Annotated in this window: 5 protein-coding genes; 2 read left to right on the forward strand and 3 right to left on the reverse strand. The window is 72.0% G+C overall.

Features of this window, described 5'->3' with window-relative positions; genetic code table 11:
* Window positions 1-8 precede the first annotated feature (8 nt).
* From FKO37_RS28310 to FKO37_RS28320, 3 genes are read right to left on the reverse strand one after another with little or no spacing between them, the layout of a single operon-like run.
* Window positions 9-803 (reverse strand): tryptophan 2,3-dioxygenase family protein, encoded by a 795-nt coding sequence (locus FKO37_RS28310; RefSeq protein WP_134662795.1) that lies wholly within the window; start codon window positions 801-803, stop codon window positions 9-11.
* Window positions 800-11,677 carry a non-ribosomal peptide synthetase gene (locus FKO37_RS47620; protein ID WP_238606457.1) on the reverse strand — a complete coding sequence of 3,626 codons (10,878 nt, stop codon included), beginning with the start codon at window positions 11,675-11,677 and terminating at the stop codon, window positions 800-802. The genes FKO37_RS28310 and FKO37_RS47620 overlap by 4 nt, the downstream gene beginning before the upstream one ends.
* Window positions 11,674-12,930, reverse strand: a complete 1,257-nt coding sequence (locus tag FKO37_RS28320; protein WP_238606458.1) for a cytochrome P450 — start codon at window positions 12,928-12,930, stop codon at window positions 11,674-11,676. The genes FKO37_RS47620 and FKO37_RS28320 overlap by 4 nt, the downstream gene beginning before the upstream one ends.
* Before the next feature lie 367 nt (window positions 12,931-13,297).
* Here FKO37_RS28320 and FKO37_RS28325 point away from each other — a divergent pair, with 367 nt between their 5' ends.
* A complete protein-coding gene (locus FKO37_RS28325) occupies window positions 13,298-23,926 on the forward strand; it encodes a non-ribosomal peptide synthetase (protein ID WP_238606459.1) in 10,629 nt (3,542 codons plus the stop codon).
* Window positions 23,923-24,960, forward strand: coding sequence for a TauD/TfdA family dioxygenase (locus FKO37_RS28330; RefSeq protein ID WP_134662798.1), 1,038 nt, complete (start codon window positions 23,923-23,925; stop codon window positions 24,958-24,960). The genes FKO37_RS28325 and FKO37_RS28330 overlap by 4 nt, the downstream gene beginning before the upstream one ends.
* Window position 24,961 lies beyond the last annotated feature (1 nt).

The following is a 24,961-nucleotide window of genomic DNA, read 5'->3' on the forward strand; positions in this document are numbered from 1 at the left end:
CGGCGCGCTCAGCGGCGCGGTTCTTTCACGGTGTTCTTTTCGGTGGCCAACGTCAGCTGCCGCCGCAGGTCCCACAGGAACGGGAAAACCCGCTGCGCGGCCCGGCCTTCGAGATAGCCGGACGATCCGCCGCCGGTGCCGCGCACCAGCCTGCCGATGATCCGTTCGACCAGGCACAGGTGCTCGTGCCGCCAGCGCAGCCACATCCGGTCGTGGTCAAGCAGTTCCTCGCCGAGCAGCACCAGCGCGGCATGCCGCTCCGGTTCCGCGTACACCGCCTGCCAGTCCTCGGCGCCAGCCGCGCGCGGCACCCCGACGGCCACTTCGGCGAGGCTCGGCACGGCGAGCGCGGCGCTCACGTCGGACGGCAGCACGCCGCTGCTGGCCGAGGCGAGCTGGGCCAGGTAACCCGGCTCGCGCAAACCGACCAGCACCTCGAGCACCCGGAACTGCACCGACTGGAATCCGCTCGCGGTGCCGAGCGCGTGCCGGAACTGCAGGAAGGCGCTCGGCTCCAGCGTGTTCAACGTCTGCATCTGCGCGGTCTGGGCGGCGAAGATCTCGTTGACCCGGCGCATCCTGGTGACCGCACGCGCCCACTGCCGGTCGGCCAGGCAGGGCAGAACCCGGTACAGCTCGTGGATCATCACCTTGAACCACAGCTCCATCGCCTGGTGGGTGACGATGAAGTGCAGTTCGTCCGGGTGCTCGGGTTCGCTCACCGGGCGCTGGAGCCGCAGCAGGGCGTCCAGTTCGAGGTAGCTCCCGTAAGTCAGCTCGGCGGTGCCGGGCAGGTCGGTCATCCCGCATCTCCCCCTCTGGGCTGCGCTGCCGGGGCGGTCGCGCGCGGCATTCGGAGTTCGGATTTCCGGCGGCGGTAGCCGTCGCGGCCCACCGCCCGGATCGCGCCCGCGTCCGCCGCGGGCCCGGCCGCGGACCGGCGGTCGAGCTCGGCGGCCAGCGCGGCCACGGTCGGCAGCTCGAACAGCGCCCGCAGTGGCAGGTCGGACTGGAATTCGGCGCGGAGCCGGGCGTGCACGCGGGTCGCCAGCAACGAATGGCCGCCGAGCGCGAAGAAATTGTCGTCCGCGCCGACCTCGGGCACGCCGAGCACGACCTGCCACACCTTCGCGACCCTCTCCTCGGAGGGCGTCGCGGGCACCCGGTAAGGAACTCCGCCGAGTTCGTCGCCGTCCACCGGCCGAAGCGCTTTCCGGTCGATCTTCCCGTTGGGCGACAACGGGAATTCCGTGAGCCGCACGAACACGGCAGGCACCAGGTAGGCGGGCAGCGTGCGAGCGCAGTGCGACCGCAGCCCCGCATCGTCCACTTCGGACTCCGTGACGACGTATCCGACCAGGCGCGCCTGGTCGCCGGTTCCGTGCACGACGGTGACCGCTGCCCGGACGTCCGGATGCGCCTCGAGCACCGCGTCCACTTCGCCGGGCTCGATGCGCAGGCCGCGGATCTTGACCTGGTGGTCGAGCCTGCCGAGGAATTCGAGCACCCCGTCGGAGCGCAGTCGCACCTGGTCGCCGGTGCGGTACAGCCGGGAGCCGGACGTCCCGGCCGGGTCGGGCACGAAGCGCTCGGCGGTCAGGCCCGGCCGGCCGTGGTAACCGCGGCCGACTTGCACGCCGCCGATGCACAGCTCGCCGGGAACCCCGGCAGGCACCGGCCGCAGGAAACGGTCCAGCACGTGGATCCGCGTGTTGGCCACCGGCGCGCCGAGCGGCACGGCGCCGATCGGGTCCGGCGGGCACGGCCAGTGCGTCACGTCGACCGCGGCTTCGGTCGGCCCGTACAGGTTGTGCAAGGGCACGCCGGGCAACCTCGCCGCGACCGCCCGGACGACCTCCGCGGGCAGCGCCTCTCCGCTGGCGATCAGCCGGCGCAGGGAACTCGCGCGGGCGGATTCGGGCGTTTCGACGAACGCCGAGAGCATGGCCGGCACGAAATGCGCCGTGGTGACGGCTTGTTCGTCGGTCAGCTCCGCCAGATAACGCGGGTCTCGGTGTCCTCCGGGCGCGGCGAGCACCAGCCGCGCACCGGTCAGCAGCGGCCAGAAGAACTCCCACACCGACACGTCGAAAGTCGCCGGCGTTTTCTGCAGCACCCGGTCGTCGCCGTCGAGGCGGTAGGTGTCCTGCATCCACTGCAACCGGTTGACGATCGCGCGGTGAGTGTTCATCGCCGCCTTGGGCCGCCCCGTCGAGCCCGAGGTGTAGATGACGTAAGCGAGATTGTCCGGCACCGCCTCCGGTCCGCCTCGCGGATCGGCTCCCTCGCCCGGATGCACCGTTTCGATGTCCGGCACGACCGCCTGGTCGGTGACCAGCGCCGCGACCGCACTGTCGGCCAGCAGCGACGCGAGCCGTTCCGCCGGGTGCTCCGGATCGAGCGGCAGGTAGGCGGCAGCGGCGAACAGAACGCCGAGCACGGCGACGACGAGCTCCGGCGACCGGTCCAGGCAGACGCCGACCCGGTCCTCCGGGCCGATCCCGGACGCGCGCAACCGCTGGGCCAGCCGCTCGGCCTTGGTGCGCAAGGCCCGGTAGGTCAGCTCGCGCCCGGCCGAGGACACCGCGATCGCGTCGGGTGTTCGCTCCGCTTGCGCGCGCACCAGCGCGGCCAGGGTGGTCTCCGGCAGTTCGGCGGCGGGACCGGCGAGCACGGCCTGCGCGGCGAGTTCCGGTGCGGGCAGCAACGGCAGGTCCGGCACCCGCCGGTCGGGGTCCTCGGCCAGCGCCCCCAGCACGCTTTCGTACGAGCGCATCAGGCGGCGGATCGTCGCCTGGTCGAAGAGGTCGGTGTTGTATTCGACGTTGGCGTGCAGCCCTTCGGCGGATTCGCGCACCGAGAGGGTCAGGTCGAAGCGTGCGGTGTCACCGGCCGGCTGGTCGTGCAGCGCGCTGATTTCCAGTCCTGGCCACGGCGCACCGCCCGCCGGCGCGTTCTGCAGCACGAACAACACCTGAACCAAGGGGCTGTGGCTCGGCGAGCGCTCCGGCTGCACCGCGTCGACCAGCAGCTCGAACGGCACGTCCTGCCGGGTGTAGGCGTCCACGGTGGTCTCGCGCACCCTGGCGAGCAGTTCCCGGCCGGTGGGCGCGCCCGTCAGGTCGGCACGCAGCACCAGGGTGTTGGCGAAGAATCCGATCAGCGGCTCCAGTTCAGGCCGCGAGCGGTTGGCGATCGGGGTGCCGATCAGCAAGTCATGCTGGCCGCTGTAGCCCGACAGCACGGTCGCGAAGGCGGCGAACAGGACCATGAAGACGGTCGCGCCTTCCGCACTGCCCAGTTCCCGGGCGGCCGCCGCCACCCGCGCGGGCAGGTCGACCGCGAGGTTCGCGCCCCGGTGGGTCTGCACCGCCGGCCGCGGCCGGTCGGTGGGCAGCGCAAGCAGCCCGGGCGCGCCGGCCAGCTTCTCCCGCCATTGCGCGAGCTCGCGTTCCAGCCGCTCGCCGCTGAGCAGTTCGCGTTGCCACACCGCGAAATCCGGGTACTGCACCGGCAGTTCCGGCAGCACCGCGGGCCGGTGTTCGACCGCCGCGGTGTAGCTCTCGCTCAGCTCCGCGACCAGCACGCCGGACGACCAGCCGTCGCTGACGATGTGGTGCAGGTTCAGCAGGAGGACGTGGGCGTCTTCGGCCAGCCGCACCAGCGCCGTCCGCAGCAGCGGGCCGGTTTCGAGGTCGAACGGCGCGCGGGCGTCCCGCCTCGCCAGCGCCCGGGCCTGCGCGAGCGCGTCCGCCCGGTCGAGTTCGCGCAGGTCGACCACTGGCAGCCGGACCTCCGGCATCTTGGCGATCACCTGGTACGGCGTGCCGTCGTCGCTGGAGAACGTGGTGCGCAAGGATTCGTGGCGGCGCACGACGTTCCGCACGGCGTCGGCCAGTGCAGTGACGTCGAGGTCGCCGGTGAGGCGCACTGCCATCGGCAGGTTGTACGCCGAGCTTCCGGGCGCCCATCGGTCGAGGAACCAAAGACGCTGCTGTGCGAAGGAAAGCGGAAGGACGCTAGTGCGCGGGACCGGGGCGAGCGCCGGCGCCGAGTCGTCCGCCAGCCGCGCACGCTCGACGAACCGAGCGAAGTCGGCGAGCGTCGGGTTGTCGAACAAGGCGCGGAGCGGGAGCTCCGCGTGCACCAAGGCAGACAGGCGGGCGATCACCCGCATCGCCGAGAGCGAATGCCCGCCCAGCGCGAAGAACGCCGACTGGCGACTCACGTCCGTGCGGCCGAGGACGCCCGACCAGACGGTGGCGACCAGCTCCTCCATGCCGGGTCGCGGCCGGTCCGCCTCGGCGGTCGCGGCGGCCCCGGCGGCAGGCGGGAGCGCGCGGCGGTCCAGTTTCCCGTTGGGGGTCAACGGAAGCGCGTCCAGCCGGACGAACGCCGACGGCACCATGTACCCGGGCAGGTGCTCCGCGCAGTGCGCCAGGAGGTCCCGGTCGGCGGAGCCGGTCACCGCGTACGCGACGAGCTGCTGGTTGCCCGGCACGTCCTCGCGGAGCAGGACGACCGCGTCGCGCACGGCCGGGTGCCGGTGCAGGACCGCCTCGATTTCGCCGAGTTCGATCCGGAAGCCGCGCAGCTTCACCTGATGGTCGATGCGGCCGAGGAATTCCAGCGTGCCGTCCACCGCTGCGCGCACCAGGTCGCCGGTGCGGTAAAGCCGCGTGCCCGGCGGCCCGAACGGGTCCGGCACGAACGACGACGCGGTGCGGCCAGGCCGTCCGGCATACCCGCGGCCCACTCCGCTGCCGCCCACGCACAATTCGCCGGGCGCGCCGAGCGGCACCGGACGCTGCCGGTTGTCCAGGACGTACAGCCGCGTGTTCGGCAACGGCGTCCCGATCGGCACTCCGGAAGCGTCCGCGGCGGGCGGGGCCGCGATGACGTGGTGCGTGACGTCATCGGAGCATTCCGTCGGACCGTAGGCGTTGAGCAGCGGAATCCGCGGATGCCGGGCGAGCCAGGTCCGGCAGAGGTCGGCGGGCAGCGCCTCGCCGGTCAGCAGCAGCCACCGCAGCGCAGGCAGCTCCCCGGGTGTCTCGGACGCCTCGATCGCACGGAGCATCGAGGGCACCACTTCGAGAATCGTCACGTCCCGGCGGGCGGTCTCGGCCATCAGCCGCACCGGATCGTGGGCTACCGGATCGGCGAACACCCGCACGCTGCCGCCGACCAGCAGCGCCGAGAAGAACTGCCACACCGAAATGTCGAAGGACGGCGACGCGGTGGCAGCCACCGTGTCGTCCGAGGAAAGGCCGAGGGCGCGGACCTTCGCGAGCAAGTGGTTGACCATCCCGCGCTGCTCGACCATCGCCCCCTTGGGCCTGCCGGTGGAGCCGGAGGTATAGATGACGTACGCGAGATGGTCCGGCCCGGTCCGCGGGTCCGGCGGCTGTACCGCGCTGGGCTGGTCAGCGTCGACGCAGACGACCTGTGCGTCCGTCGGCGGAAGGGCGGCGCGAGCCGCGCTGGTGGTGACCACGACCGCCGCGCGGGCGTCGTCGAGCATGAAGGCGATGCGCTGCGCGGAAAGCGCGGTGTCCACCGGGAGATACGCGCCGCCGGCCTGCCACACCGCGAGGATCGCGACGATCAGGTCGACCGAGCGGTCCAGGCACAGGGCGACCCTGGTCTCCGGCTCGACACCGAGGCCCCGCAAGCGGTGCGCGAGGCCTGCGGCGGCCGCGGCCAGTTCGGCGTAGGTCAGCTCACGGTCGTCGTCGGCCACGGCGAGCGCGTCCGGAGTACGCGCCGCTTGTGCCTGGAACAGCTGCGGGAAAGTCAGGTCCAGCCGGAACGGCACCGCGGTGTCGTTCCAGTCGACCAGGACCTGCCGGACCTCGTCCTCGGCCAGCACCGGCAGGTCCGCGAGTGTGCGCCGCGGATTGTCCGCCAGCGCTGCCAGCGCGGTGCGGACTTGGTCGAGCACCCGCCGTGCGGTCTGCGGACGGTAGCGGTCGCCGTCGTAGAGCAACTGGAGCCGGACCTGCTCGCCGGGCGCCGAGATCAGCGTCAGCGGGTAGTTGGTCTGCTCGTGCCCCTGCAACCAGTCCACCGCAGGCATCCCGGCGGGACGCGCCGCCGCGGCTTCCGGCAGTTGCTCGACCAGGTAGTTCTCGAACACCAGCACCGACTCGAACAACGGCTGGTCCCGGGGAGCCGCGCTGACGCCGTGGATCTCCACCAGGGGGGTGAACTCGAACTGGCGGGCGTCGGCGAGCGCGCGCTGCACGTCGTGCAGCCAGTCCAGCGCTTCCCGGTCCGGCTCGACCGCGAGCCGCACCGGCTGGGTGTTGATGAACTGCCCGACCATGCCCTCGGCTCCGGACAAGTCCGCGGGCCTGCCGGCCACGACGGTGCCGAACACCACTTCGGGTTCCATGCTGTGCCGGTGCAGCACCAGCGCCCAAGCGGCGTGCACCAGGGTGCCGAGCGTAACCTGGTTGGACCGGCCGAAGTCCTGCACGGCGGCAGTCTGCTCGGCGGTCAAATGCGCGATCTCGGTGGCGGACCCGGCGCCCGGCACCGGCTCGCCCGGTTCGGCCGGCAACGGTGTCGGCGCGCTGATGTCGCCGAATTCCTTGCGCCAGAAGGCTTCCGCTTGCGCCGAATCGCGCTCGGCGAGCCAGCCGAGGTAGTCGCGGTACGGCCGGGCCGGCGCCGGGACGAACTCAGTGCCGGTCAGCGCGGCCCGGTGGAACGCGAGGACTTCCTGGAACACCCGGGCCAGCGACCATCCGTCCAGCAGGAGATGGTGGTGGGTCCAGATCAGCTCGCGGGTGTCCTCGCCGGTGCGGACCAGCGTCAGCCGCATCAGCGGCGCGGTTTCCGGGCGGAACCGCTCGGCCCGGTCCGCGCGCAGCAGATCCGCCAGCGCGTCGCGTTGTTCCGCGGCCGTCCGGCCTCGCCAGTCCAGCTCCCGCCACGGCACTTCCGCCGTGCGGTGCACCGCTTGCAGCGGGGAATCGCCGTCGCGCCAGTGGAACGAAGTGCGCAGCACCGGGTGGCTCGCCACCACCGCCGCCCACGCCGAACGCAGCGACGGCACGTCGAGGTCGCCGGTGAGCCGGCAGGTCACCTGCTCGACGTTCACGCCGCCCTCCGGCGCGTACAGCAGGTGGAACAACATCCCTTGCTGCATGGGCGACAACGGGTACAGGTCTTCGAGACCGCCGGGCAACGCGGCGAACCGGTCCACCGCGTCCTGGGTTACCGTCGCGAGCGGGAAATCCTGCGGGGTCGCCAGCGCGGCGTCCTCCGCGACGCCCGCGAACTGCGCGACGCAATCGAGAAAGCGGCCCGCCAGCCGGGCCACGGTGGCTTCGCGGTGCCGGCCGGGGCTGTAAGTCCAGCGGACCTGGAGCTTGCCGTTCGCGACGGCGGCGGTCACTTCCAGCGCATACCGGCGCGGCGCGCGGTCGTCCTGCGGCACTCCGGCCGGTTCGCCGGACAGCCGCCAGCCGGCGCCGTTCTCCGGGTTCTCGTCGAACTGGCCGAGGTAGTTGAACAGGAAGTCGCGTTCGGCCGCCCCGAAACGGACGCCCCGGCCGTAGGCGAGCAACTGGTGCCCGATGCCGCCGTCCGGCACCGACCGGAGCCGGGCTTTCGCGTGCCGCAGCGCCGAAACCGCGTCGCCCGCGGACAACTCGAGCGGGTAAAGGCTGGTGAACCACCCGACAGTGCCGGTCAGGTCGACACCGGCCCAGCGCGTCTCGCGGCCGTGTCCCTCGGTGTCCACTACCACGCGGTCGCGGCCGGACCACTCCCCCAGGGTCTGGCCCAGGGCGGCGAGCAGGACCTCGACGGGCCGCACCCGGGCAGACCCGGCGTGCAGGAGGGAGCGGGTCTGCCGCCGGTTCAGCGACCGGGTCACAGTTGCCGCCGTGCCGGCCGGGTGCGGTCCGGCGCTGGGGAAATCGACGGGCAGCGACGCGTTCGCGGCGCGGAGCATGTCGTGCCAGAACGGGATTTCCGCGGCGAGTTCGTCCGACTCCGCGTACTCGGCCAGCCGAGTCGCCCAGGCAGCGAAGGAAGTGCCGGACGCGCCGGCTGGCGGCTTTCGGCCGCGGGAGATCTCGGCGTAGGCCGCCGCGAGGTCAGCCAGCAGGACACGCCACGAAACGCCGTCCACTCCCAGGTGGTGGACGACCAGCAGCAGCCGCTCGCCGTCGTCGCCGAGGCTGACATGCACCGCGCGCAACAGGAGGCCGTCGTCCAGGGCGAGCGAAGTCTGCGTCTCAGTCGCGATCTCCTCGAACGCGCGGACCGGCTCGGCGCTCGCGGAGAGGTCGACGCAGCGCAGAAGCTCGGGATGCTCGGCGGGCTCAGCGATCCGCTGCTGCCACCGGCCGTCGGGGCGTCGCTCGAAACTGAGCCGCAGCGCTGCGTGCTTCGAGGTCAGGTGCACGAGCGCGGCTCGCAGCGCGTCGGGGTCCGCGGGCTGGTCGAGCCGCATGACGAACGCTTGGTTGAAGTGATGCGGAGCGGGCCGTTCCGCGGCGAAGAACCAGGACTGGATCGGCGTCAGCGGGATCGGGCCGGTCGGATCGGGCTCTGCCACCGCGGGTTCGGCTGTTTCGGAGCCGGCCGCCGTCGCCAGTTCGGCCACGGTCTGGTGCTCGAACAACTGCCGCGGATTGATCCGCAGCCCGGCCTGCATCGCCCGGGCCGCGATCCGCATGCTCAGGATCGAATCTCCGCCCAGTGCGAAGAAATTGTCGTGCACGCCGACCGCGTCCAGCCCCAGGATGTCCTGCCAGATCTCGGCGAGCGCCCGTTCGGCGGGGGTGTCCGGCGCGGCGTACTCGGCACCGGACTGAACGCGGTCGCCGGACGGCGCCGGCAAAGCGGCATCGTCGATCTTGCCGTGCGCGGTCAACGGGAACGCGCCGACAACCACGTAGTGCGCGGGGTGCAGGTAGCTCGGCAGGGACCCGGCCACGTGTTCGCGGATGTCGGCGATCTCGCCGGTGGTGACCAGGTACGCGGCCAGCCTCTCGTCGCGCAGCAGCACGTGTGCGGCGGTCACGTCCGGGTGGGCGCGCAGCGCGGATTCGATCTCGCCCGGCTCGACGCGGTGCCCGCGGACCTGCACCTGGCTGTCGCTGCGCCCGAGGTAGACGAACGTGCCGTCGGGCAGCGCCCGAGCCAGGTCGCCGGTGCGGTACATCCGGGCGCCCGGCGCGCCGTGCGCGTGCGGGTCCGGCAGGAAGCGCTCCGCGGTGAGCCCGGACCGGCCGAGGTATCCGCGGGCGGGCCCGGCGCCGCCGACGTAAAGCTCGCCGGCCACGCCGGCGGGCACCGGGCGCAGATCGTCGTCCAGGAGGTACACGCGCAGGTCCGCAATCGGCCTGCCGATCGCCGAGCCCGCCCCGGGCCGCAGATCGGCCTCGGCGACCCGGTGCTGGGTCACGTGCACGGTCGTCTCGGTGATGCCGTACATGTTCACCAGCCGCGGCCGGCGCAACCCGGTGCGGCCGGCCCAGCCGGCGAGTTGTCCGGCGGACAGCGCCTCGCCGCCGAAGATCACCGTGTGCAGGGCGGGCAGTTCGCCGGCGCGGGAGGCCAGCGGCAGGAATGCCGAAGGTGTCTGGTTCAGCACGGTGACCGCTTGCTCGGCAAGGAGTTCCGCGAAGTCGTCCGGCGAGCGCCGGGTCGGTTCGTCCACCAGCACCAGCCGGCCGCCGTGTGCCAGCGCGCCCCACAGCTCCCACACGGAGAAGTCGAAGGCGATCGAGTGGAACAGGCTCCAGATGTCGTCCGCGCCGAACCCGGTCCAGCATTGGGTCGCGTCGAACAGCCGGGCCGCGTTGCCGTGCGGCACCAGCACGCCCTTGGGCTGTCCGGTGGAACCCGACGTGTAGATCACGTACGCCAGCTGCGCCGGGTCCACCGGCACGTCGGCCGGTTCGGCCGCACGCTCGTCCAGGACGACGACCGCGGGTCCGGCAGGCACCCGCGCGGCCAGGTCCGCGGTGGTGACGACGATCGGCGTCCGGCTGTCGGCCACCAGGTACGCGATCCGGTCGGCCGGGTAAGCCGGGTCCAGCGGCAGGTACGCGCCGCCGGCGAGCTGGCAGGCCAGTACCGCGATCACCTGCTGCGGCCCGCGCTCCGACAGCACGCCGACCAGCTTCTCCGGGCCGACGCCCGCGGACCGCAGACGTTCCGCGAGACCGGACGCGCGTCGCAGCACCGCGCGATAGCTCAGCTGTTCCTCGCCCCACACGACGGCGATCGCGTCCGGCCGCGTCCGGGCCTGCTCCTGGAAGCGGGTCACCAGCGGCGTCGGTGCGGCCAGTTCGCCGGCCTCCGGGTTCCACCGCCGGACCAGCTCCGCCTCGTCCACTGTGGACACCAAGGGCAGCCGGGCCACCGGGCGGGCCGGATCGGCGGCCATGCCGGCCAGCAGCCGGGCGAGCTGACCGAGCAGGTCGGCGGCGGTCGGCGCGTCGTACCGGTCGGTGGCGTACAGCAGGCGGAGGCTGAACCGGTCGCCCGGGGCCGCGACCAGGGTCAATGGCACGTCGGTCTGCTCGGCGACCCGCACGTCGCGCACCACCGGGTCCGATTCGCCGCGCACGGAGTCGTCGCCGAGCGGGTAGTTCTCGAAGACCACCAGGCTGTCGAACAGCGCGACCCCGCCGGGCACTTCGCTCCACGCCCAGATCCGCGCCAGCGGCGTGTGTTCGTGCTGCCGCAGCTCGGCGACCGAGCGCTGCAGCTGCGGAAGCCACTCGCCGACTGGCTGACCGTGCGACCAGCGCACGCGCACCGGAACGGTGTTGATGAACAGCCCGATCATGTCCTCGGAGCCGGGCAGTTGCGGCGGACGCCCGGCCACCGTCACGCCGAACACCACGTCGTCGGAACCGCTGTGCTTGCCCAGCAGCAGCCCCCAGGCGGCCTGCACGACCGTGCTCGCAGTGAGCCCGTGCTCCCGGCACATCCGCTGCAGCGCCGCTGTCGCTTCCTCGTCCAGCTCGACGACAGCGCTCGCCGATCCCGCCGAGCCGGGGTTCGCGGGCCCGGCCGGCAGCGGGGTCGGGGCGGCGAACCCGCGGAGCGCGTCGCGCCAGGTCTGCTCGGCCGCCTGGTCGTCCCGGGCCTGCAGCCAGCCGACGTAATCGCGGAACGGCCGGACCGGCGGAAGGCGGACCTCGGCACCGGGCACCGCCGAGTAGTACGCCATCACTTCGCGCAGCAGCCTTGCCCGGGACCATCCGTCGAAGATCAGGTGGTGGTTGCTGCAGACGATTTCCCACGCGCTCTCGGCGAGCCGGATCAGTGCGATGCGCAGCAGCGGAGCCCGCGCCACGTCGAACCCGCGGGTGTGGTCGGCGCGCAGGAACTCCTCCAGCCGCTGCTCGCGCTCGGCGTCGCTCGCGCCGCGCCAATCCTCCACTACGACGTCGAGCCGCGCCTCGCGGTGCACCACCTGAACCGGCTCGTCCAGCTTCTGCCACAGGAACGAGGTGCGCAGCGCCGGGTGCCGGTCGACCACGCGCTGCCACGCGCGGGCGAAAGCATCCGGGTCGAAGGGGCCTTCGACCCGGAACGCGACCTGTTCCACGTACATCCCGCCGCGGTCGTCGGAGACGGTGTGGAACAGCAATCCTTGCTGCAGCGGGGAAAGCGGGTAAAGGTCCGCGACGTCGCTCACAGCGCCGAGTCCAGCTCGTCGGCGGTCGCGGCCGGGACGGCCGCGACCGGCAGCCTGCTCGGACCGCTGAGGAAGTTGGAGCGCACTCGCGTCACCGGCCCGGCCACGTCGATGTCCGCGGCGAACTCGGCCAGCGCGCCGAGCAGGGCGGACATCTCCACCCGGGCCAGATAGGACCCGAGGCAGAAGTGCGGGCCGAACCCGAACGTGACGTGTTTGTTGGGCTGGCGGGCCAGATCGAACACCTCGGGCCGGTCGAACACCCGCTCGTCCCGGTTCGCCGAGCAGTTCCACACCGTCACGATGTCGCCCGCGGCGATGGTGCGGTCGTGCAGCACCACGTCTTCGAGGGCGACCCGGCCGAAGTGCATGGCCGGCGTCGCCCAGCGGAGCACCTCCTCGACCGCGGTTTCCTTCGCCACCGCGCCCTCGCGCAGCGCGCGCCACTGGTCTTTGTGCTCGCTGAGTGCCTGCACCGCGGTGCACATGGACAGCCGCGCGGTTTCGTCGCCGCCGATGACCAGGCTGTAGCAGTTGAAGATGATCTCGTGCACGGTGAGCGCGCGATTGCCGATGCTGCCGGTGGCGAGCGCGCTGATCACGTCGTCCTCCGGGTTTTCGCGGCGCAGCTCGGCCAGCTCGGCGAAATACATCAGGATCTCGTTCCGCGCCGCCCATGCGTCGCTGAACGTTTCGTCCGCGTCGTCGGAACTGAGCGCGGATTTGTTCAGGCGGAGCAGATGCGGCCGGTCGGCCTCGGGCACGCCGAGCAGATCGCAGATGGTGGTCATCGGGATCCGGTCGGCCACCTCGCCGGCGAAATCGAACGTGCCGCGCCGCACCGCGGCCCGCACTGCCCGCCGGGTGGACCGGCGCACCTGCCCGGAGACCCGTTCGAGCACCCGCGGCGAGAACGCCTTCAGCAGCACCGCGCGCAGTTCCCGCTGCCGCGGTCCGTCGGTGACCGCGAGCATTTTCCCGGCCGCGGTGTCGCCGCCGCGCAGCAAAGTGGTGAGCAGATTGCCGCGTTCGGACGTGAACCGGATGTTGTCCTTGTACACCGCCTGCACATCGGCATGCCGGGTGATCACCCAGAATTCCGGGCCGTGCGCCGTTTCGGAATGCCGGTAAACCGGTTCGCAATCGCGCAGATAACGCCACATCCCGGACAGGTCGGAATCGGCATGGGTGGCCGGATCGGCCAAATCGAACACCGCCGGGTTTTCCGCCGCAACCGCCGTTTCGGCACTCACGAAGCCGCCCTCCGTCTTCCGCCGCCCCGGGCGGTCGTCCCCTGCGCCGGAACCGGACTGATCCACATGCTGTCCGGTCGGCGAGCCCGACAGTAGAGGCTTCGGCGGAATGCGTGCAAGACCTTCCCGGCAATGCTTTCAGCGGTCCGGACAATGCGCAATGATCGTAATTCGATGCAATGCTCCATTACCTGCCACAGCGCATTTTTTGTCCCGCGCAAAGCGGGTTGGCGAGGTCCCCGCTCCGTGCTAGCGTGCGGGAGAATTGATCCGCAGCCACGCCATTCTGGGGGCGTTTCAGCGTGTTATCCAGCGAGTCACGGACGACGGCCGCCGCCGGTTTCCGGCGCACCGCCGAAGCAGCTGCATGACGGCATCGAATACGCCGGACGGCGCAGTCGCGCTCGCCGGCGCTCCGTCCGGCCAGGCCACGCTGCACGAACTGTTCGCCGCGCACGCGAGCGCGGCGCCGGACGCGATCGCGGTCGTCTGCGGCGACCGGCAGCTCACCTACCGGGCGCTCGACGCGCGCGCCACCGCCTTGGCGCGCCGCCTGCGCGCGCTGGGCGTCGGACCGGACGTGCGCGTGGGTGTCTGTCTTCCGCCGACCGCGGACCTGGTGACCGCGCTGCTGGCAGTGCTCAAGGCGGGCGGAGCCTATCTCCCGATCGACCCCGCGTATCCCGCCCGGCGGCTGGAGTTCCTGCTCGCGGACGGCGACGTACCGCTTTTGCTCACCCATTCCGCGATCTCGCTGCCCCGGCACAGCGCGCGGGTGCTGCCGCTCGACCAGCCGTGGCCCGCCGAAACCGCCGGGTTGCCGGTGCCGCGCGTCGACGCTCTGGCGTACGTCATCTACACCTCCGGATCGACCGGACGGCCGAAGGGAGCCCTGCTCACCCACCGCGGCATCGCCGGACTCTCCCTCGCGCAGCAACGGATTCTCGGCACCGGACCCGGCCGCCGGGTACTGCAGTTCGCATCCGCCAGCTTCGACGCCTCGGTGTTCGAGATCGTCATGGCGTTGTGTTCCGGCGCGACGCTGGTCCTTCCCGGCGAGCGGCTGATGCCCGGCGCGGACCTGATCGCGACCCTGGACCGGCAGGCGGTCACGACGGTCACCCTGCCGCCGTCCGCGTTGGTGGTCACCCCCGCCGCGAAGCTGCCCGCACTCGTCACCGTCTCGGTGGCCGGCGAGGTTTGCCCGCCGGAAGTCGTCCGCCGGTGGGCGCCCGGGCGCCGCTTCCACAACCTGTACGGCCCCACCGAGGCGACGGTCTGGTCGACGGCGGCGACGTGCGTGCCGGACGGGCCGGTCACCATCGGCGTCCCGGTCGCGGACGCCCGGGCGCACGTCCTCGACGCCGATCTCCGGACGGTGCCGCCCGGCGCTTCCGGCGAGCTGTACCTCGGCGGGCCCGGCTTGGCGCGCGGCTATTGGCGGCGTCCGGGAACCACCGCGGAACGTTTCGTGCCGGATCCGTTCGGCGAGCCCGGCGCGCGGCTTTACCGGACCGGCGACCGCGTGTTGCGCCGCCTGGACGGCGAACTGGACTTCGTGGACAGGCTCGACCGGCAGGCGAAGGTCCGCGGCCACCGCGTCGAACCGGGCGAAGTCGAGGCTGTGCTGCGCGAGCACCCGGCAGTGCGCGATTGCGTCGTCATCGCCGCGCCCGACACGCTGACGGCTTACGCGGTCGCCGCCGAGACGACTGCCGAAGACCTGCGGTCGCACTGCGCCGAGCGGTTGCCGGCCCACCTGGTGCCGGACGCGTTCCCGCTCCTCGACGCGCTGCCCACCACGCCGAACGGCAAGGTCGACCGAGCCGCGCTGCCTCCCGTGCGACGGGATTCCGGCCGACCGTACGAAGAACCGGTCACTGATGCCGAAAAGCGGCTCGCCGAGATCTGGGCCGACGTCCTCGCCGTGCCGAAGGCAGGCAGGCACGACCGGTTCCTCGCCCTCGGCGGCCATTCGCTGCTCGCCACCATGGTGCAAAGCCGGGTCCGCGCGGCGTTCGGCGTCGACCTGCCCGTGCGCGCGGTGTTCGAGGCGACCGATCTCGCGGCGCTCGCCCGCGAGATCGCCGAGCAGGACCGCACGCACACCGACGCCGCACTCCCGTCCGGCGACTCCCCCGCTCCGCTCTCCTCCGGGCAGCGCCAGCTGTGGTTCCTGGAAGAGCTTCTGCCCGGTACCGCGGCCTACGTGTCGCACGTGGCGGTGCGGCTGTCCGGGCCGGTGTCGGTCCCGGAGGCCGAACGCGCGCTCAACGCGGTCGTCGCCCGGCATTCCGCGCTGCGCACGGCCATAGTTTCGGACGACGGCCAGCCGGTGCAGGTGGTCTCCGATGAGCTGCGCCTCGGCATCGAGCTGATCAACGCCGAGGCGACGCCGGACGCGGGGCGGGAATTGGCGGCGCGGGTCGCGCGTCGCCCGTTCGACCTCGGCCGCGCCCCGTTGCTGCGGGCCGCGCTGGTGCGCATCGCCGACGACGACCACGTGCTGGTGCTGGCCGGGCACCACGCGGTGGTCGACGGCTGGTCGTTTTCCTTGCTGCTGCGCGATTTCGCCACGGCCTACCGAGGCGCCCCGCTGCCTCCGCCGAGCGCGCGGTACGCGCAGTTCGCCCGCTGGCAGCGGGACCGCCCGGAGCTGGGCACGCGACTGACCTACTGGCGAGAACAGCTCTCCGACGCACCGGCGTTGCACGAATTGCCGCTGGACCGGCCGCGCCCGGCCGTGCAGACCTTCGCCGGAGCCGTGCACACCTTCACCGTCCCGGCCGACCTGCACCGGCGCCTGACCGCGTTGAGCCGGGAAGAAGAAGTCACCCTTTTCATGACCTTGTTCACCGCGTACGCGGTCCTGCTCGCCCGGCACAGCGGGCAAGACGATCTGGTGGTGGGGACGCCGGTCGCGAACCGGGTGCGGCCGGAATTCGAGGAGGTCGTCGGATTCTTCGCCAACACCGTCGCACTGCGCGTCCGGATCGACGGCGACCCCAGCTTCCGCGCCCTGCTGCGCCAGGTCCGGCGCACCTGCCTCGCGGCCTACGCCCAGGACGTGCCGTTCGAGCTGGTCACCGACGCGCTGCGGCCCGGACGGGACCTCAGCCACAACCCGGTCTACCAGGTGTTGTTCGCGCTGCAGAACGCTTCCGCCTTCGACGTCGACCTGCCAGGGGTGACCGCCCGGCAGCTCGATCTTGATCCCGGCACTGCCCGGTTCGACCTCGCTTTCGCGGTGACCGAGACCGACGGCGGGCTGCACGGTGTGGTCGAGTACAGCACGGACCTGTTCGCCGCGCGCACTGTCGAACGGCTCGCCGACCACTACTGCCTGCTGCTGGCCGCGATGGCCGCCGATCCCGGCGGGCGGGCGAGTTCGGTGCCGCTGCTCACTCCCGCCGAAACCCGGCAGCTCGCCGAGTGGAACGACACCGCGGCACCGGTCGAAGAGGGCCAACGCCTGCACCAGCTCATCGCGCGCCAGGCCGCTCGGACGCCGGACGTGATCGCGGTCGTCTGCGGCGACCGGCAGCTCACCTACGCCGCGCTGCAGCGGTCCGCGCACCGGCTCGCCCATGTGCTGCGTGCGCGGGGAGTGTGCGCCGAGACGCCGGTCGGCGTGTTCCTCGAACGCTCCGCCGAGTCGATCGTCAGCCTGCTGGCGGTGCTCGCCGCGGGCGGGGCGTACCTGCCCCTCGATCCGGCCTACCCGGCGGACCGGCTCTCGTTCATGGCCGCCGACAGCGGTCTTCGCGTCGTCGTGACCACCAGCGATCTCGCCGAGTCCGTTCCGTCCGGCGTCGGCACTGTCGTGCGTCTCGACGGCAACCGGGACGAGATCGCCGCCGCGAGCGCATCCGCACCCGCGGTCACCGTCGGCCCGGACCACCTCGCATACGTCATCTACACCTCCGGATCCTCCGGACGGCCCAAAGGCGCGCTGATGACGCACCGCGGCCTGACGAATCTGGTCGCCGCCGAGGCGTCCGCGATCGCCCCGTCCGCCGCGGACCGGGTGCTGGCCGTCGCGTCATTCGGTTTCGACGCCTCGTTGTGGGATGTCGTGATGGCGCTGTGTTTCGGCGGCACGCTCTGCATCGCGACCGGTGAGGAGCGCCTGCCGGGCCCGGAACTGGCCGGGCTGATGGGCCGGCAGGCGATCACGCACGCGACCTTGGCGCCGTCCGCCCTGGCGTCGCTGCCCGCGACCCCGCCGGACCTCGCCGTGCTGACCTCGACCGGAGAAGCCGTCACCGCGGAAGTCGTGCGTCGCTGGGCGCCGGGCCGCCGGTTCCTCAACGGCTACGGCCCGACCGAGTGCACCGTCGGCGCGACCATCGGCCAGTGCCGCGCCGAGGACGCGGAACCCACGCTGGGCCGTCCCTTCGCCAACACTCAGGTCCACTTGCTCGACGCGCGTCTCCGGCCGGTGCCGCCGGGTGTCGCGGGCGAGGTGTACGTGAGCGGGCCCGGTTTGTCGCGCGGCTATCTCGGCCGTCCCGGGCTTACCGCGCAACGGTTTCTGCCGGACCCGTTCGGTGCACCGGGCGGCCGGCTCTACCGCACCGGCGACCGCGCGCGGTTCGGCCCCGACGGCGGCCTGGTCTTCCTCGGCCGGGCCGACGATCAGGTGCAGCTGCGCGGATTCCGGGTCGAGCCCGGCGAGATCGAGACCGTGCTGCTCGACCACCCCGCGGTGCGCGAAGCCGCGGTGCTGGTCCGCCGCGGCACGGCCCGGCTCGCCGCCTACGTGGTGGCCGAACCCCGCCCCGGCCCGGCCGAGCTGCGCGAGCACTGCGCGCGTCGCCTGCCGGAGTTCATGGTGCCGGCGGCGATCGTGCTGCTCGACCGGATGCCGTTGACCAGCAACGGAAAAGTCGACCGCGACGCGCTGCCGGAGCCCGATTTCACCGCGAGCGCGGAATACCAGCCGCCGCGCACCGCGGCCGAACGCGCGCTCGCCGCGGTCTGGGAGCAGGTGCTCGGCATCGCCCGAGTGGGACGGGACGACAACTTCTTCGCGCTCGGCGGCGACTCGATCCTGAGCATTCAGGTGGTCTCCCGTGCCGCGCAAGCCGGGCTTGCCGTCACCGCCAAGCAGCTGTTCCAGCACCAGACCGTCGCGGAACTGGCCGCCGTCGCCGGATCGGCGCCCGCAGTCTCCGCCGAGCAAGGCCCGGTCGCCGGGCCCGTGTCCCCGACGCCGATCCAGCAGTGGTTTCTCGATCAGAAGCTCCCCGCACCGCACCATTTCAACCAGGCGCTCGCCCTGCGCTCCGCCCAGCCGCTCGACCCGGCGGCGTTGGAAATCGCGCTGCACGCGCTGCTCGCGCATCACGACGCGCTGCGCCTGCGGCTGCGCGCCGAAGACGGCTGGGCGCTGGACAACGCCCCGCCCCCGGCGGAACCGCCCGCGCTGCTTCACATCGCCGATCTGACCGCATTGCCTGCAGCGCAACGGTTCTCCGCGCTCGAGTCCCGCGTCGCGGAAACACAGCGCTCGCTCGATCTCGCCAGCGGTGTACTGCTGAGCGCGCTGTACGCCACCGTCTCCCAGGACGACCACCGCGTCCTGCTCGTCGCGCACCATCTCGGCGTGGACGGCGTTTCCTGGCGAATCCTGCTCGACGACCTCGCCACCGCGTACCGCCAAGCGCTCCGGCGCGAGCCGGTCGTGCTGCCGCGGAAAACCACGTCGTTCCGTCAGTGGGCCGAGTCGGCCGGCGGCCGCTCGGGCGACCAGGACCGGTGCCGGGCATTGCTGGAACAGCACGACGGCAGCGTTCCGGTGGACTTCGCGCCCGCCGACTTCGCACACGCCGGAGCCGGCGCCGTCGGCGACGCTCACACCGTGACCGTCGCTCTCGACGAAGACCAGACCTCGGTGTTGCTGCGGCCGGCCGGCAGCCGGTCGGCGAAGGACATCCTGCACGCCGCGCTCGGCCGGGTGCTGACCGGCTGGACCGGCCGCGACCGCGTGCTGGTCGACGTCGAGGGCCACGGCCGCGACACCGGTCCCGATGCCGACCTCACCCGCACCGTCGGGTGGTTCACGGTCGTCGAGCCGGTGGTGCTCGGCAAGGACGGCACGGAAGCGGTCGGTACCGGATGCCTGGCGCTGCGGCACGGCTCGGACGCGCCGCTGCGTTCCCTTCCGGTGCCGGAAGTGTGCTTCAACTACCTCGGCCAGCTCGACGGCGGACTCGGCGACGCCCCGTGGGAACTCGTCCCCGAACTGCCTTCCGGCACTCAGGATCCCCGGCAGCCGCGGCCGTATCCCCTCGAGGTAACCGCCTTCGTGGCGGCCGGGCGGTTGCACGTCCGCTGGACCCACGTGCCCGCGATGCACGCGGAGCGCACCGTCACGCGGCTCGCCGAGCAGTTTCTCCAGCACGTCCGCGACCTCGCCGAACCGGCTGACGAATCCGGCGCCGAAGCGACGTATCCGCTGTCCCCATTGCAGCAGGGCATGCGCTTTCACGCACTGCTGTCGCCGGACAGCGGGGTGTACGTCGTCCAGCTTTCCTTTGCGCTGGAAGGCGATCTGGACGTCGCCGCGTTCCGCAGCGCCTGGCATCAGGTGGTCTCCCGGCACCCTGCCCTGCGCACGACCTTCCATCAGGCGGACGGCGAAGATCCCGTGCAGGTCGTCCACCGCGAGGTGCCGGAGCCGTGGCGGCTGACCGACTGGCGCGGTCGCGACGACGTGGCCGCGCTGGTCTCGGATCTGCTGGAGAGAGAGCGCACCGCCGGATTCGACCTGGCCGAGCCGCCTCTGTTCCGCTTCGCCCTCGCCCGGGTCGCCGAGCGGACCCACCGGTTCGTCTGGACGCATCACCACCTGCTGATGGACGGCTGGTCGCTGCCGATCGTCCTCACCGATTTGTTCACCGCATACGAAGCGCAGGTCGCCGGACAGCGGCCGAACCTGCCCGCCGTGCCGCCGTACGAGAAGTACGTCGGCTGGCTGTGCGAGCAGGACGCCACCGAATCCGACGCCGGATGGCGCGAGGCGCTCGCCGGGTTCGCCGCGCCGACCCCGCTTCCGCTGGACCAGCCCGGATGCTGTCCGATCGGCACCGCGACGGCAGAGGTCGAACTGTCCGCGGAGCGCACCCGCGCGCTGCGGGACCTGTGCCGGGGCAACGGGCTGACGTTGAGCACCGCGGTGCAGGCGGCATGGGGCCTGGTCCTCGCCCGACACGCCGAGTCCGACGACGTCGTGTTCGGCGTGACCGTGTCCGGGCGGCCGCCGGAGCTGCCCGGGGTCGAGAGCATGGTCGGACTGTTCATCAACACGCTGCCGATGCGCCTGCGCGTCGACCCGGACGCCGAGGTGGCGCCGTGGCTGCGTGCCGTGCAGTCGTCGTTCGCCGAAGTCCGGCAGTACGAACACACGCCGTTGGTCCGGATACAGGGCTGCAGCAACGTGCCCCGCGGCAGCCGCCTGTTCGACAGCCTGGTGGTCTTCGAGAACTACCCGCTCGGCGAACACGCCGTACGGCCGCGCGGCGGGTTGCGGGCGCACGATGTGCGCGCCACTGAACAGACCGACGCGGCGCTGACCCTCGTCGCCGCCCCGGGCGAGCGGCTGGCGCTCCGTCTCATGTACGCCACCGATCGCTGCCCCGACGACAGTGCTGCCGCGTTGGCCGAGCAGGTGATCCGCGCGCTTGAGTCCTTTGCGGACGGTCCAGGCCGCCTGGTCGGCAGCGTCTCGCTGGCCCCGGCGGACGACCGGTTGCTGCGCGCTTGGAACCCCGAGCCGGAAGAGGTCCGCGGCCCGGCGCTGATCGAGCGGTTCGTCGAGGCGGCACGAACGCAACCCGACGCGGTGGCGCTGGTGTGGGGCGGCGAACAGCTCACGTACCACGCCGTGCTGCACCGCGCGGGCGGCCTGGCGAGCCGGCTGCGTGCCGCCGGGGTCGGGCCGGACGTGCTGGTCGGCGTCCTGCTGGACCGCGGGCCGCTCCAGGTGATCGCGATACTCGCCTGCCATCTCGCCGGCGGCGCGTACTTGCCGCTCGACCCGGCTTATCCGCAGGAGCGGCTCGACTATCTGCTCTCCGACAGCGGCGCCCCGGTCGTGGTCGCCTCGCCGGATCTGGCCGCCCGGGTACCCGCAGGGCCACGCGTCCTCACGCCCGAGGCCGCGCCCGCCGAGCCCGCGCCGGCTCCGATCGATCCCGCGCACCTCGCGTACGTGATCTACACGTCCGGATCGACCGGACGGCCGAAGGGCGTCCTGGTCCCGCACGGCAACGCGGCCCGGCTGTTCGACGCGACCCGGCACTGGTTCGGATTCGGCCGCGAGGACGTGTGGAGCCTGTTCCACTCCGTGTCGTTCGACTTCTCGGTCTGGGAACTGTGGGGTGCGCTCGCGCACGGCGGACGGCTGGTCCTCGTCGACGACACCACCCGGCGGGCCCCCGCCGACTTCGCCCGGGTCCTGGCCGACCAGGCGGTCACCGTGCTGAACCAGACGCCCTCGGCCTTCCTGCCACTGGCCGAGACGGTCTCCGAACTGCCCGCACTGCGCACGGTGGTCTTCGGCGGCGAGGCGCTGTCCGCCGACCGGCTCGCCGGCTGGGCCGCACGGTTCGGGCTGGAGCGGCCACAGCTGGTGAACATGTACGGAATCACCGAGACCACCGTCCACGTCACCCGGCACCCGGTCGGCCGTCCGGACCTGGACCGCGCATCCGGAAGCGTCGTCGGCCGCCCGATCCCGGACCTGCGCGTCTACCTGCTTGACGACGATCTCCGGCCGGTGCCCGCCGGGATCGCCGGGCACCTCCACGTCGGCGGAGCCGGTCCGGCCCGGGGCTACCTCGGCAGGCCAGGGCTGACTGCCGAGCGATTCGTGCCGGACCCGTTCGGGGAACCCGGTTCGCGGATGTACCGCACCGGCGACCGCGCGCACGCGCTGCCCGACGGAGCCTTCGTCTATCTCGGCCGTTCCGACGACCAAGTGCAGTTGCGCGGCCACCGCATCGAACCGAACGAGATCGAAGCGGTGCTGCGCCGTCATCCCCAGATCACCGGCGCCCGCGTGGTCCTGCGCGAAGACGAACCCGGGGACCAGCGTCTGGTCGCTTATCTCACCGCGGACGGCGACACCAGCGACCTGCGCTCCCGCGTCCGAGAGGCCCTTCCGGCGCATCTGCGTCCGGCGCATTACGTCACGCTGGAAGCCTTCCCGCTGACCGCGCACGGGAAGATCGACGTCGCCGCGCTTCCCTCGCCGGGAGGGGGCGAAGAACCGGCCGCCGGGTACGTCGCACCGCGTACGCCGACCGAACAGGCGCTGGCCGAGCTGTGGTGCAGCGTGCTGCACGTGCCCGAAGCCGGACTGCACGACAGTTTCTTCGCACTCGGCGGGCATTCGCTGATCGCGACGCGGCTGCAGGGCCGCATTCGTGCCGAGTTCGGTGTGGAACTGCCGCTGCGCGCCGTTTTCGAAGCACCCGATCTCGCCGCGATGGCCAAGGAGATCGCCGGCGCCCGGGCCGACGAAGCACCGATCGTCCCGCGGAAACGGACCGGACCGGCTCCGCTCTCGTCGGCGCAACTGCGGCTCTGGTTCCTGGAGCGATGGCGGCCGGGCACCCCGCTCTACCACATCGCCGGCGTCCTGCGGTTGACCGGAGAACTGGACCCGCGGGCCTTGCGCACGGCGCTGCAGGCGGTGGTCGACCGGCACGAAAGCCTCCGCACGCACCTGACGATCGCCGGTTCCGAAGCGGGTCAGCTCGCGCGGGACCAGCTCGCCGCCGAGCTGCCGGTGGTGGATCTGTCCGGCCAGCCGCACCATGCCGACCGGCTGGCAGCGGCGGTCGCGCAAACCCCGTTCGACCTCGCCGAGGGCCCGCTCTGGCGGACCGTGCTGGTGCGCACCTCCCCGCGAGAGCACCAGCTCGCGCTGTGCCTGCACCACCTCGTCGCCGACGGTCACTCGCTCGATCTCCTGCTGCGCGAGCTGGCGGAGAACTACCGCACCGCGCTCGCCGGCGAGCCGATCGCGCGCGCGCCGCTGCCGATCCAGTTCGCCGACTACGCCGACTGGCAGCAGGACCGCTTGGCAGGCAGGCAGATCTCCGACGATCTCGCGTACTGGCGCGCGAAGCTGACCGGAATCTCCCCCGCCCCGCTGCCGACCGATTTCCCCCGGCCGGAGGTGCAGACGCACGCCAGCGCCATGCACCAGGCCGAACTGCCCGCCGCGGTCGCGGCCGGAGCGGCCGAAGTGGCGGACCGGACCGGCACGACGGCGTTCATGGTCTTGTTCGCGGCCACCGCGGTCGCTTTTCAGCAGGCAAGGGAACTGCCCGAGGTGGTGGTCGGCACGCCGGTCGCGAACCGGTCCCGGCCGGAAACCGAGGAGCTGATCGGCTGTCTGGTCAACACCGTCGTGCTGCGCGCGGACCCGGGCGGCGAGTCCACCTTCGCGAGCCTGCTGGAACAAGTCCGGGCCACCTGCCTGGACGCTTATGCGCACTCCGAAGCGCCGTTCGAACGCGTCGTGCAGGAGGTGCAGCCGGAGCGCTCGGCCAGTCACCTGCCGTTGTTCCAGACGTGGTTCGTCGTGCAGGACGAACCGGCCGCCGGCGGCTTCGGCAGCCTGGACGCGCAGCCGGTCGGGGCGCCGCCGGGCATGGCTCGCTACGACCTCCGGCTGGAGTTCCGCCGCACGGGCACCGGCTTGAGCCTGGTGTGCGAGTACAAGACCAGCCTGTTCCGGCCCGCAGGGATCGTCCGGCTGGCCGAGCACATCCGGCGGGTGCTGCGCGCCGTGACCGCCGACCCGGGCGCCGCGATCGCGGACCTCGGGGACGAACTCGCCGCCGCCGACGAGGAGGAACGGGCCGCAGGCGCGGCCGGAGCCGCCGCCTACAGCCAAGGAGCCCTGCGACGGCGCCGCCGTGCTGTCGCCGCGGCGCCCGACCAGGTCGAACCCAACGCACGACAGGAAGCGGGAAGATGAGCAATCGGGAAAGCGGATCAGCCCAGTTCCGGCCCCGGCGGCGAACCGCGGTGAGCCTCGCGCCGGAGACGCTGGTCTCGGCCCGCCCGCTGCTGGCCGAAAGCCCGGCGCCGCTGCTGTTCGCCCCGGCCGTCGACGGCGTCAACGCGCTGTCCTGGGTCGAGGCCAACCGCGAGCAGGTCCGCGAGCAGACCGTCCGGCACAAAGCCGTGCTGCTGCGCGGGTTCACCGTCGGCGACGTCGCCGAATTCGAGCAGGTGGTGCGGCTGGTCGGCGGCGACATGCTGGAGTACTCCTACGGATCGACGCCGCGCAGCCACGTCGCGGGCAACGTCTACACGTCGACCGAATACCCGGCCACGCAGGAAATCCCGCAGCACAACGAGATGGCCTACAGCCGGTCTTGGCCGCTGAAACTGGGCTTCTACTCGGTACGGGCCGCTCCCGAAGGCGGCCAGACTCCGCTCGCAGACAGCACCCGCGTCCTGGCGCGCATCCCCGCCGCGATCCGCGACCGGTTCGCCGAGCACGGCGTGATGTACGTGCGCAATTACGGGCAGGGCTTGGATTTGCCGTGGCAGGACGTGTTCCAGACGCCGGAGCGCACCGAGGTGGAGGCGTTCTGCGACCGCGCCGGGATCGAGTACGAATGGCTCGCCGACGACAGCCTGCGCACCCGTCAGGTCTGCCAAGCGGTGGTGACGCACCCGGAAACCGGTGAAACGGCATGGTTCAACCAGGCGCACCTGTTCCACATTTCCGCGCAGGCGCCCGAAATCCGCGAAACGCTGCTGGCCGCCTTCGGCGAGCAGGGCCTGCCTCGCAACACCTACTACGGCGACGGCAGCCCGATCGACGAAGCCGACCTCGACGAGATCCGCCGCGCCTACCGGGAAGAAACCGTCATGTTCCGGTGGCAGGACGGCGACATCGCCATTCTCGAGAACATGCTCGTCTCGCACGGGCGCATGCCGTACGCCGGACCGCGCAAGCTCGTCGTCGCGATGGCCGGCGCGGGCGGACAGGGCCAGTAGA

This window comes from Amycolatopsis sp. Poz14 (genome assembly GCF_006704225.1).
GTDB classification, from domain to species: domain Bacteria; phylum Actinomycetota; class Actinomycetes; order Mycobacteriales; family Pseudonocardiaceae; genus Amycolatopsis; species Amycolatopsis nivea.